9 protein-coding genes and 2 pseudogenes are annotated in these 12009 nt (G+C 59.1%); 6 read left to right on the top strand and 5 right to left on the bottom strand.

Going from position 1 to position 12009, the window contains the following annotated elements:
• Nucleotides 1-2: 2 nt before the first annotated feature.
• Entirely contained in the window at nt 3-179 is a 177-nt protein-coding gene (locus PYR65_RS25720) for a hypothetical protein (protein ID WP_276122165.1), read from the bottom strand.
• A 198-nt stretch (nt 180-377) separates the two neighbouring features.
• On the opposite strand from PYR65_RS25720, the gene ku (PYR65_RS25715) reads away from it, so the two are divergent.
• Genes ku (PYR65_RS25715) through ligD (PYR65_RS25705) form a run of 3 tightly spaced genes read left to right on the top strand, consistent with a single transcriptional unit; the run spans nt 378 to nt 3130 of the window.
• A complete protein-coding gene (ku, locus tag PYR65_RS25715) occupies nt 378-1274 on the top strand; it encodes a non-homologous end joining protein Ku (RefSeq protein WP_276122164.1) in 897 nt (298 codons plus the stop codon).
• 12 nt (nt 1275-1286) lie between these two features.
• The gene (gene ku, locus PYR65_RS25710; RefSeq protein ID WP_276122163.1) at nt 1287-2099 is read left to right on the top strand and encodes a non-homologous end joining protein Ku; all 813 of its coding nucleotides are present in this window, start codon (nt 1287-1289) and stop codon (nt 2097-2099) included.
• Nucleotides 2096-3130, top strand: a complete 1035-nt coding sequence (gene ligD, locus PYR65_RS25705) for a non-homologous end-joining DNA ligase (RefSeq protein ID WP_276122162.1) — start codon at nt 2096-2098, stop codon at nt 3128-3130. The genes ku (PYR65_RS25710) and ligD (PYR65_RS25705) overlap by 4 nt, the downstream gene beginning before the upstream one ends.
• On the opposite strand, the gene ligD (PYR65_RS25700) is transcribed toward ligD (PYR65_RS25705), so the two are convergent.
• Nucleotides 3131-5803 (bottom strand): DNA ligase D, encoded by a 2673-nt coding sequence (gene ligD, locus PYR65_RS25700; RefSeq protein ID WP_276122161.1) that lies wholly within the window; start codon nt 5801-5803, stop codon nt 3131-3133.
• A 60-nt stretch (nt 5804-5863) separates the two neighbouring features.
• Nucleotides 5864-6167 (bottom strand): annotated as a pseudogene (locus tag PYR65_RS25695) (hypothetical protein).
• A gap of 237 nt (nt 6168-6404) precedes the next feature.
• Between PYR65_RS25695 and PYR65_RS25690 the strand changes: the two are divergent.
• From PYR65_RS25690 to dinB, 3 genes and pseudogenes are all read left to right on the top strand, one after another.
• Complete coding sequence (locus tag PYR65_RS25690) at nt 6405-8468, top strand: ATP-dependent helicase (RefSeq protein WP_276122160.1); 2064 nt, start codon at nt 6405-6407, stop codon at nt 8466-8468.
• 12 nt (nt 8469-8480) lie between these two features.
• A complete protein-coding gene (locus PYR65_RS25685; protein ID WP_276122159.1) occupies nt 8481-9158 on the top strand; it encodes an SOS response-associated peptidase in 678 nt (225 codons plus the stop codon).
• A gap of 73 nt (nt 9159-9231) precedes the next feature.
• Nucleotides 9232-10315: pseudogene (gene dinB, locus PYR65_RS25680) on the top strand (DNA polymerase IV).
• Nucleotides 10316-10674: 359 nt separating this feature from the next.
• On the opposite strand, the gene PYR65_RS25675 reads toward dinB, so the two are convergent.
• Nucleotides 10675-10821, bottom strand: coding sequence for a DUF1127 domain-containing protein (locus PYR65_RS25675; protein ID WP_070150011.1), 147 nt, complete (start codon nt 10819-10821; stop codon nt 10675-10677).
• 171 nt (nt 10822-10992) lie between these two features.
• Nucleotides 10993-11973 carry a 3'-5' exonuclease gene (locus PYR65_RS25670; protein WP_276122158.1) on the bottom strand — a complete coding sequence of 327 codons (981 nt, stop codon included), beginning with the start codon at nt 11971-11973 and terminating at the stop codon, nt 10993-10995.
• Between the last annotated feature and the right edge of the window lie 36 nt (nt 11974-12009).

Below are 12009 nucleotides of genomic sequence, written 5' to 3'. Positions count from 1 at the left end.
GGTCAGCGCCTGCGATCGCCCTTGTCGCCCTCGGCGGGTTTCGCATCATTCTTGGCATCGTGGCGGGCGTCGGCGGAAAGAGACCGCGAGACATCGACGCTCTCCTCGAACTTGCCGTCTTCATCACGGCGCACATAACGCTTGTCAGTACCGGTATTGATCAATTCGCGCTTGCTCATAGCCGACTCCTCTAGGGTTGCTGTCCCCAATAAACGCGCGTCACCGACAAAAGATGCATTTGAATCAGGACTCTAGGCAAGACTCGCCAAACGCGAACAGCTCCGGTGCTAAGTCATTGAAAATGATTCGTTTTGCCTCGGAACGATTCGGCAGCTCATTCCGTTGAATCGCGTCGGTTGTACAGGAGTGCGCGTATCATGGTTGCCCCAAGAGCGAATTGGAAAGGCTTCATCAAGTTCGGAGAGGTGTCCTGTGCCGTTGCGCTTTACACGGCCGCGTCCTCGTCGGAGCGCATCGCGTTCAACACGCTGAACCGGGCAACCGGCAATAGAGTAAAGCGCGAGTTCGTCGATACCGAGACCGGTGATCCGGTCGAGCGGGATGATCAGGTCAAAGGTTACGAGGTCGAAAACGGCCAGTACATCGTGCTTGAGCCAGAGGAAGTTGCAGCGGCGGTCCCCAAGAGCGACAAGACGCTCAAGATACTGTCCTTCATTCCCTGCTCGGAAATCGACAACGTCTATTTCGACAAGCCCTACTATCTGACGCCGGACAAGATGGGCACTGATGCCTATGTGCTTCTCCGCGACGGCATGAAGGCCGCCAAGGTCGCGGCCATTGCCCAGACGGTGCTGTTCCGCCGCCTGCGTACCGTCTTGATCCGCGCGCATGGCAACGGACTGATCGCATCAACACTGAACTTCGACTACGAAGTCCGCTCCTCCGAAGACGCGTTTGAAGACCTGCCGGACATGAAGAGTGATCCGGGACTGCTCGAAGTTGCCGAACTGATCATCGGCAAAAAGAAGGGCAGTTTCGACGCCAGCACATTCGACGACCGCTACGAGGAGGCGGTGGCCGAACTCGTCAAAGCCAAGATCGAGGGTCGATCGCTACCGAAGAAAAAGGCACCGGTCGTTTCGAAGTCGAGTGATCTGCTTCAAGCTTTGCGCGAGAGTGCTGGCCTTGGCGCCAAGGAGGAGAAACCCAAGCGGGCGGCGGCCAATGCCAATAAGGGTGCCGGTCGCGCGAAAGCCAAACCCGCTACCGCAAAGGCGAAAACCGCAGCAGCACCAGTCCGCCGCGCCGGTTGATAGGAGACACCCATGGCCGTTCGTCCTTACTGGAAGGGTTACCTGAAACTCTCCCTCGTCAATTGCCCGGTGCAAATGATGCCGGCAACATCCGAAAGCGAGAAGGTTCGGTTTCATACGCTCAATCGCGAAACCCAGAACCGTGTCGTCAGCCACTACGTAGACTCCGTCACGGGCAAGGACGTCAAGGAAGACGACGAGGTCAAGGGCTACCAGCGCGGTGAGGACGAGTACATCATTCTCGAAGACGACGAGCTTGAGAACGTCGCGCTCGACAGCACCCGGACGATCGATATCTCGACCTTTACAAAACGCGACACCATCGAGTGGATCTGGCTCGATACGCCCTACTACCTCTCCCCGAACGAGATCGTCGCTCAGGAGGCGTTCTCGGTTATCCGCGATGCCATGGCTTCGCAGGATATGGTCGGCATTTCTCGCCTGGTGATTTCAAGGCGCGAACGCGCCGTCATGCTGGAGCCACGCGGCAAGGGTATCGTTCTATGGACCTTGCGCTACGGTGATGAGGTCCGCGACGAGGACAGCTATTTTGAGAGTATTGGCGATGACAAAGCTGATTCAGACCTGATGCCGCTCATTCAGCAGCTCATCAAAAACAAGACGCAGCATTGGGATGCGACGATGGTCGTCGATCCGGTGCAGGATCGTCTGCTCGACATCATCAAGGCAAAGAAAAAGGCCATGAAAAAACCGGCGAAAGCCAAGACCAAGACGCCAGCGTCCTCCCCCGCGCCCAGCAACGTCATCAACATCATGGATGCCCTGAAGAAATCCGTTGCCGCCGAAACCCGGACCAACCGATGAAGCAACGCGCCAAACCGCTGTTGCAGGATAATCAGGCCGCCCAGTCAAAACCGCGCAGACGGCGCGATCCGGCGCAGCCCAATCTACCCTTCGATCCGATGCCGGACCGTGTCGAGCCTTGCCTCGCTATGTTGAAACCAACAGTGCCAAGCGGGCCGGATTGGGCGTTCGAGATCAAATCGGATGGCTACAGACTTGCCATCCATATCGAGCCGAAGGGGGTGCGGATCATCACCCGCGGCGGCCACGACTGGACCCACCGTTTTCCGGCCATTGCCGACGCAGCTGGCAAGCTCGGCGTTGGAACCGCAATTCTGGATGGTGAAGCCGTTGTACTCAACGATGAAGGACACTCCGATTTCGGCGCGTTGCAGCGTTCGCTCGGCGGCCGAGGTGGAAAGCGGGAGTCCACGGAGTCAGTGCTCTTTGCCTTCGATCTTCTCTATTTCGATGGCCACGACCTCACGGGCACCGAACTTGCGGTCCGGCGCCATCTGCTAGAGGATCTGCTGGAAGGCGCGGGAACCACGATCCGGCTGTCGGAGGAGGTTGGCGGCGATGGCGGCGACCTTCTGGAAAATGCCCGTTCCCTCGGTCTCGAAGGCATTATTGCCAAGCGCCGGGACAGCACCTACAGATCCGGCCGCAATGGCGATTGGCTGAAAATCAAATGTATCCAGAGCGAAAGTTTCATCGTCGTCGGCTATGAGCGGTCGGCATCCGCCCGTAGCGGCTTGGGCAGCCTGTTGCTTGCCGCTTGTCGCGGTACCGACTGGGTTTCCGTTGGGGCCGTCGGGACTGGCTTCAAGGAAAAAGACGCTGTCAACTTGAAGTCCACGCTCGATAAACTTCGGACCAAAATGCCGGCCGTGCCGCTGAAGGGAAAGAATCTTGTGTTTGCGCAACCGACATTGATTGCGGAAATCGAGTTTCGCGGCTGGACCGACGACGGCAGTTTGCGTCACGCATCCTACAAAGGTCTCCGCGAGGTTCAGGACAATGCGGCCATATTCGATATGTCCGACCGCTGATCAGGCAGCCGCCTTCTTCGCCTTAGTCAGCCGTTTAATCGCCAGCTCCAGCGGTCTTTGACCATCGCAGTAGTCTTGCCAGGCCGTGCTCCTCTTGATGAGGTCCGGCACGGTCCGGATGGTAAAACGTGCGGGATCAAGGCCTGACTTCACCTGCGTCCAATTGAGCGGCATGGACACGGTCGCCCCCGGCCGTGCCCGCGGCGATAAAGGCGCCACGGCCGTCGCCATGCGGTCATTGCGCAGATAGTCGAGAAAGATCCGACCCTCGCGCTGGTTCTTTGCCATCTTGATTAGATACAGGTCCGGATTGTCGCGTGCCATCTCCTGGCAGACGTCATGGGCAAAGCCCTTCGCCTCATCCCAGCTGAGCTTCTTGCCTTTCGGCACAGCCAGAGGCGTGACGACATGCAGGCCCTTGCCACCCGTTGTCTTGCAGAAACTGACGAGCCCCAACTCTTCCAGCCGATCGCGGATTTCGCGTGCGGCCTCGACGACCGTGTCAAATTCCACATCGGGGCCGGGATCAAGGTCAAAGACCAGACGGCCGGGGACTTCCGGCTGGCCAGGTTCGCAATTCCAGGGATGCAACTCGATGCCGCCGATCTGTGCAATTGCCGCAAGACCTTCGACCCGATCGATCTGGAGATAGGGCTTCTTGTCACCGAAGACGGTCACAAGTTCCAACAGGTTCGAGGTGCCTGGCATGGCATGGCGCTGAAAGAATTGCTCGCCACCGACACCATCAGGTGTTCGAATGATCGAACAGGGTCGGCCCTTGATATGGTCGATCAGCCACGAGCCAACCGCTTCGTGGTAGCGCGCCAGATCGACCTTGGTGACCGGCTCCCCGTCGCCGGCATCCGGCCAAAGCGCCTTTTCCGGGCTGGAGATCATCACCCCCATGACCTCTTCCTTTGCACCTTTGCGCAAGCGCTTAGCCGGTGGCCTGTCGGTCTCGGGATCAGGGACATCCGCCTTCGAGGGAGACGCCGGTTCGTCGGCCTCGACCTCCGCCGCTGGCTTGTCTTCGCGCAGGCCTTTGAAGGCGCCTTGCCGGACCTGGCCATCGGCGGTCCAGCCGGCGAACTCGATTTCGGCGACAAGCTCCGGCTTCAGCCAGACAATATTCGCAGTCTTCTTCGGTGCGCCGATCCCGGTGAACGGCGATTTGGACGTTTCCATTTCCTGAAGCTTAGGGAGCAAAGATTCGACGGTCTTGGCACCATAGCCCGTGCCTACCCGGCCGACATAGACGAAATGGTCGCCACGATTGACGCCAACAAGCAGTGAGCGGAATTTGCCGTTGGTCTTGGCATAGGCACCGATCACCACTTCATGGCCGGCGCGGCATTTTGACTTTGCCCAGGTATCGGTCCGGCCCGACCGGTAGGGTGCATCAGCCTGCTTGGAGACAATGCCCTCGAGAGACAGGCGGCAGGCTGATTTCAGCACAGCGTCGCCACCCGTCTCGAAATGTTCGACGAAGCGCAGACGAGCGTCCTCGCCGCCATCCGATAGGAGGGCTTGCAGCCGTTCCTTGCGCTCGGTGAGCGGCAGCTCCCGCAGGTCTTCACCTCCAACGAACAGCAAATCGAAAGCGAAATAGACGAGATCGCCTGTCTTGCCCTCTGATAGCGCCGCCTGAAGTGCTGCGAAGTCCGGTGCGCCCTGTTCGTCGAGCGCACAGATTTCACCGTCGATCATGCAGTCGGGAAGTACCGAAGCCGCCTTGACGATGGCGGGCCATTTGGCCGTCCAATCCAGGCCCTTGCGGGTTTTGAGCGTAACCTCACCTCCCTCGATGCGCATCTGGATTCGGTAGCCGTCGAACTTGATCTCATGGATCCAGCCACGCGCTGACGGTGGACGCGAAAGGTTGTCGCACAGCTGCGGCGCAATGAAGTCGGGCATCTCGGATTTGGCACGTTGCGCAACAGACGGCTTTCTCTTCGTCGTTTTAGCTTTCACTGCGGTCTTTGTCCCGGCTTTGCGCTCTTCAGCCGCAAGACCATGATTGCTGTCCCAGATAGCGTCGGCTTCGACCGCCCCACCCTCCAGCATGAACGGCTTAGGTTTTTTCCCCTTGCCAGCAGCGATGGCGTCCATCGTCCGGCCCGATGCGACCGATGTGTCGTTGTCATCGAGGATTGCTGCGCCATTCTCGTGAACGGCCGCCTCGTCGCGATGTTTGATCAGAAGCCAGTTGGTGCGTTTGCCGCCATCGCGGTCATGGCGCATGCGCACGAGAACGAAGCTGCCATGGAGCCGGTCGCCCTCCAAGGTGAACTTGAAATCGCCCTTGGCGAGCGCCTCCTCGGGCGTCTTATTTCCCTCCGGCTCCCAGTAGCCGCGATCCCACAGCATGACAGTGCCACCGCCGTACTGACCTTTCGGAATTGTGCCTTCAAAGTCGCCGTAGTCGAGCGGGTGATCTTCGACCTCGACGGCCAGGCGCTTGTCGTGTGGATCGAGCGAAGGACCTTTGGTCACCGCCCAGGATTTGAATACGCCGTCGAGTTCGAGCCGGAGATCATAGTGCAGCCGCGTCGCATCGTGCTTCTGGATCACGAAACGCCGGCGGTTCGACGGCTTGACATGAGCCTCACCACTCGGCTCGGCTGTCTTCTTGAAATCGCGCTTGGCGCGGTAAGTCGAAAGAGTGTCTGCCATTGGTTCGCTATCCTGATACGCAAACGATACTGGGTTCGGCGTGATGCCGCGACGGAACCATCAGCGGCCGGAAACCAGAATTGCTGCAGCCTCGCCCAGGCTGCGCTGAACGGCGGCAATCTGGCTGGAAGTCGGCAGAGACTTCGATCTCTCCGCCAAGCGGCGCATCGCGGCGAGCACCGTCTTCATGGGAGGCATCCCCGCCGGATGGAGACGTTCCGGCCGTGTTTTGGGATGTGGCTGACTGGATGAAGATGTCCGGCCTTGATATGCTGTGCTGCTGAACGAGGTGCTCGACCGCAAGATCAGCTGCTGCGCGGGTATCGAAAGTCGCTTTAATCGTTGTGGTGCTGTCGTCGGCCATGGGTCTGTCTCCGCTTTGGTGAGGTCACAGTACACAACGCTTTGGCTTGCCGTTGGTTTCGATTCGCATTCGATACAAAGGGTGTTCGACGGTTCTCAGCAGGAATCGCTATGGGATGCGAGAGCGCCCCGCCCCTAACTCTGCAAATGCCATCTTCCCAACCTGCTTTCTCGATTGTATGTTCCGTATTTGTTCGGAGCAAGAGTTGTCCCGACCCGACCTGTCAATCGAGCGTTCATGGCCGCATATCTTGAAAAACTGAACGAGCAGCAGCGGCAGGCTGTGGAACACGGTATTGGGCTGGCGGACGGACAGGTCGCGGGACCGCTGCTGATCATCGCGGGCGCCGGATCCGGCAAGACCAACACTTTGGCGCACCGGGTCGCCCATCTGGTCGTCAATGGCGCCGATCCTCGGCGCATTCTGCTAATGACGTTTTCACGGCGTGCCGCCTCCGAAATGTCGCGCCGCGTTGAGCGGATCTGCAAACAGGTGCTTGGCGCCAATTCCGGCGTACTCACCGACGCGCTTTCCTGGTCCGGGACGTTCCATGGAATCGGCGCGCGGTTGCTGCGGATCTATGCCGAGCAGATCGGGCTGAACGTGGATTTCACCATCCACGACCGCGAAGACAGCGCCGACCTGATGAATCTTTCCCGCCACGAGCTCGGATTGTCCAAGACTGAAAACCGCTTTCCAACCAAGGGCACGTGCCTGTCGATCTATTCGCGCGCGGTCAATTCGCAGACGCCGCTGAACGACATTCTTCGCCAGCACTATCCATGGGTGGGCAGTTGGGAAGAACAGCTGAAGCAATTGTTCGCAACTTATGTCGAGGCCAAGCAGGTTCAGAACGTGCTCGATTACGACGATCTGCTGCTGTATTGGGCGCAGATGGTCAGCGACCCCGATCTTGCCGACGATATCGGCAATCGCTTCGACCATGTCATGGTCGACGAATACCAGGATACCAATAAGCTGCAGTCCTCGGTGCTGATGGCGCTCAAACCGGGCGGTCGTGGCCTGACCGTGGTCGGCGACGATGCCCAGTCGATCTATTCGTTCCGGGCAGCGACGGTTCGCAACATTCTTGATTTCCCGTCTTCCTTCAGCCCAGCCGCCGACATAATCACGCTTGATCGCAACTACCGCTCGACACAGCCGATCCTGGCTGCGGCCAATGGCGTCATCGATCTGGCGCGCGAGCGCTTCACCAAGAACCTGTGGACCGAGCGGCAATCGCTGGATCGACCGAAGCTCGTCACCGTCAAGGACGAGACGGAACAGGCGAACTTCATTGTCGACCAGGTGCTTGCCAATCGCGAGACTGGCATGACGCTGAAGAACCAGGCCGTGCTGTTTCGCACATCCAGTCATAGCGGTCCGCTCGAAGTTGAACTCACCCGCCGCAACATTCCATTCGTCAAATTTGGTGGCCTGAAATTTCTCGACAGTGCCCATGTGAAGGACATGCTGGCGGTGCTGCGGTTCGCGCAGAACCCACGCGACCGTGTCGCAGGCTTCCGGCTGCTGCAGATGCTGCCGGGCATCGGGCCGAAGACGGCCGGCAACATTCTCGAGACGATCGCGGCCGACCCTGAACCTTTGCTGGCCCTTGCCGAAATCCCGCCTCCGCCCAAGACCGGCGAAGACTGGACTTCCTTCGTCCAGTTGCTCGCAAACCTGCGCAAGGCCGAAGATGGCTGGCCTTTGGATATTGGGCAGGCACGCCTTTGGTATGAGCCGCATCTCGACCGCATCCATGAGAATGCCGACACCCGCAAGGCCGACCTGTTGCAGCTCGAACAGATCGCCAGTGGATACCCCTCGCGCGAGCGCTTCCTGACCGAACTGACACTTGATCCGCCAGATGCCACCAGCGACCAGGCGGGGGTGCCGCTGCTCGACGAGGATTATCTGATCTTGTCGACCATTCATTCGGCCAAGGGCCAGGAATGGCGTGCGGTCTTCATGCTCAATGTTGTCGACGGCTGTATACCGTCGGATCTTGGAACCGGCACCAGCCAGGAACTCGAGGAAGAGCGTCGGCTGCTTTATGTCGCCATGACACGCGCCAGGGATCAACTGGCCCTGATCACGCCGCAGCGGTTTTTTACCCATGGGCAGAACGTTCAAGGGGATCGGCACGTTTATGCAGCGAGGACGCGGTTCGTCCCGGCAACCCTGCTCCAATTCTTCGAGACGACGACCTGGCCGAAGGTTTCAGCAACTGCATCTGAGCGAAGCGCCCAGCAGATCCGCATCGATGTCGGCGCGCGCATGCGGGCCATGTGGAAATAGGGAGAGGATCTGATGTGCAATCTCTACAATGTGACCACCACCCGTGACGCGGTTCTGCAGTTCACGAAAGCCTTCCGGGATCGCGCTGGCTGGAACGAAGCGAGCTTCGACGTTTACCCGGGCTATCAAGCGCCGATTGTCCGCATCGCAGAGGACGGTCAGCGGGAGATTGCACGGGCAACATGGGGCATGCCGTCACCGCCTGCCTATGTGAAGAACTACGATCCCGGCGTCACCAATATCCGCAATGTGGCGTCGCCGCACTGGCGCCGCTGGCTTGGACCCACCAGCCGCTGCGTAGTCCCGTTCACCTCCTTTGCCGAGCCCGACCCGGCCAGCAAGGTCGAAGGCGGGCGTGTGCCGAACGCCTGGTTCGCCGGCAACGAAGACCGGCCGCTGATGTTTTTCGCGGGCTTCTGGACGCCCTGGAAGGGCGTGCGCAAAGTCAGGGATGGCGAGCAGGAATACGAGCTGTTCGGATTTTTGACGACCTCGCCCAACGAGATCGTCTCGCCTATCCATCAAAAGGCAATGCCCTCCATCCTGACCACGCCTGAAGAAGTCGAGACCTGGTTGACAGCACCGTGGGATGAAGCCCGCCACCTACAGCGTCCGCTCCCGGGCAACATGCTTGTGATCGTGCCGCCACAGGCCAAACCGAAGCCGGACGAGGAAGGTCTGCTGCTTTGAAAGCACAGAGCACGACCAGGGCAGTCAAATGGCGGTTTACCAAATGCCGGCTTATTCTTTGGGAACTGACGTCATGGGGAGCGTGCAACCCGTGCGCAAAATCATCCATGTCGATATGGATGCCTTTTATGCCTCGGTCGAGCAACGTGACAACCCGGAGCTGCGTGGCCTGCCACTGGCCGTCGGTGGATCCGCGGCACGTGGCGTTGTGGCGGCCGCGAGTTACGAGGCCCGTGTCTTCGGCGTGCATTCGGCCATGCCATCGGTCACCGCCAAGCGCAAATGCCCGGATCTGATTTTTGTGCCGCCGCGCTTCGACGTCTATCGGCAGGTCTCGCAGCAGATCCGCGAGATTTTTGCCGAATACACGCCGCTGATCGAGCCACTGTCGCTGGACGAAGCCTATCTCGACGTCACCGAAAACCTGAAGGGCATGGAGATCGCCACCGAGATTGCGCTTGAGATCCGTGCGAAAATCAAGGCGGTCACGGGCCTCAATGCGTCGGCTGGCATCTCCTACAACAAGTTCCTGGCCAAAATGGCGAGCGATCTGAACAAGCCGAATGGCCAGGCGGTCATTACGCCAAAGAACGGCCCGGGTTTTGTCGAGGCCCTCCCCGTCAAGAAATTCCATGGCGTGGGGCCGGCCACGGCCGAGCGAATGAAACGGCATGGCATAGAGACGGGGCTTGATCTCAAGTCGAAGTCCCTCGCGTTCCTTCAGCAGAATTTCGGCAAGTCCGGTCCGTATTTCTACGGCATTGCCCGCGGGATCGACGAACGGCAGGTTAGACCTGATCGCATCCGGAAGTCCGTCGGCGCGGAAGACACCTTCGTTGAGGACATCGACGATTTCGATCTGGCCAAAGCCGAGTTGCGGCCGGTTGGCCGAGAAGGTCTGGCGGTATTGCGAGGCGCACGACATCACGGGAAAGACGATCACCGTCAAAATCAAATATTCGGATTTCAGTCAGGCGACCCGCAGCAGGACCGTGTCGGGATCCATGTCAGACATCGACATGGTCCTGGAGAATGCTGAGACCCTGCTCGCCTCGGTGTTCCCGTTCAAACGTCCGGTGCGGCTCCTCGGGATCACCCTGTCATCGCTCAACACGGAAGTGAGCGGGCAAGAACCGCAACTCGCTCTCGGGCTCTAATGCGACGGCCCTGAAAACGAAAAGCCTGCCGCGGGAGGAGGTGCGGCAGGCTTTCCGAAAAGAGCCGAACAACGGCTGGGAGGAGGAGTGCCGCTGTTCCGACAGACGTCCCTTGGGAGGAGGAGTGGGCCGTCTGAAATCGAAGCTCTGCGGGAGGAGGTGCATCGCTTCGATGGAAACCAAGATACTCATTCACACAGCACATTAAATAGACTTTGCTGCAGTGCAGCTATGCGTAGAATGCACGACGTAGTTCTGATGAGAGCGATCTCCAGCGCGGCGCCTCGCGGCGGTCAGACACAAAAACGCCCGCGTCATCAGCGGGCGTACTGTCATACAGGATGGGCAGGAAAAGCCGCTTAGCGAGCCACCGACTGGCGGGCAACGCTGTGGATGTCGGCGCGATCGATGCCGAGGTCTTGCAATTCGCGCGAACTCATGCGGCCGAGTTCGGTAACGGTCTGACGATACTTGCGCCAGTTATTGAAAGAGCGTGCTACGTTCATGGTGATCCCCTTTCGTGAGTTCTCTTGACGCCAGCAACCATGCTTTAGTTCCAACGTCGTTTCGATGATTAGAATATAGGCCGTTGCCCGCCCGTCGATAAGGCACAAGGTCTCAGGTCGGCCATGCGCTCAAAGCATGGGTCGCTTCGGAGATGCATCAATAGGATTGCATCAGGCCCGGAAGCGGTCGAAGGCGGTCAGGTGTTTGATGGGAGGATCGGCGTCTGGATAGCGGTAGATTTCGGCCCTGAGATAGCGGAGCTCAACATCGAGCGCTTCTTCGCCAACCTCGATCCACCAGGATTTGGGACGGCCGTCGCTTCCGTCGGACCAGCGATAGCCTCGCGCCTTCAGATGGTCCTTCATGTCGAAGGGGCTGTTCTCCGCAAAGATCCGGACACGCGATCTCTGGCTTGCTTGATAGAGTTCCGCGAAAGCGGTGGAAGCCGATCCATCGACTTCCCGAGCGAGAACCTCTAATAGCGCGAAACAATCATCGACCGCCCGATGACCTTCATGGAAGTAGCCTGCCTGCCCAATGAGGTAGCCGAGCTTGGTGCCTTCATATCCACGCGAAGCCCAATCGATCTCGGAGTTCGAGCAGGCCCAGGCCTTGCCGGAAAATAGATGAGAGAATGCCTCGCAGAATGGCCGGTCGAAACCGGCATTATGGGCGATCACCAGATCCGCCGGTTCTATCAGCGCCCGCAAAGCAGTCACATCGATCGATTGTCCGGCGACCATTTCGTCGGTGATCCCGGTAAGCCTAGTGATTTCTGTGGGAACCGAAACGCTTGGCTGCTGAAGTCCACCGTAGATGCCGGTCACGTCACCGATGCTTCCGGTCGCATCGAAGGTGAAAGCGATCACGCCAATCTCGATGATCTCATCCTTGCGAGCATTCAGGCCCGTGGTCTCTGTGTCGAGAATGATGCCCTTGAGGCGGTACTCCGGACGCGGGAACGGTGAGATTGCGCGCGGCACCAGTTTCTGCAGGATCCGATAGCGGCCTGTCTCCGACAGATGACGGACCATGTCCGCTTCACTCATGGGGATGGCATGCCTGTCCGGTTTGGCGGATTTGGTGGCGCCACGCGTGACCATCGGATCGCGCGCAGCCTGCTCCGAAAACATGTCAAACTGTTCTGCCATTTCTGTTGTCAAAGCCCCGCTGCCAATTTGCCACCT

Origin of the sequence: Pararhizobium qamdonense, assembly GCF_029277445.1 — a bacterium.
GTDB lineage: Bacteria > Pseudomonadota > Alphaproteobacteria > Rhizobiales > Rhizobiaceae > Pararhizobium > Pararhizobium qamdonense.
Note: the sequence above shows the minus strand (reverse complement) of the source record. Positions and strands in the feature narration are given on the sequence as shown.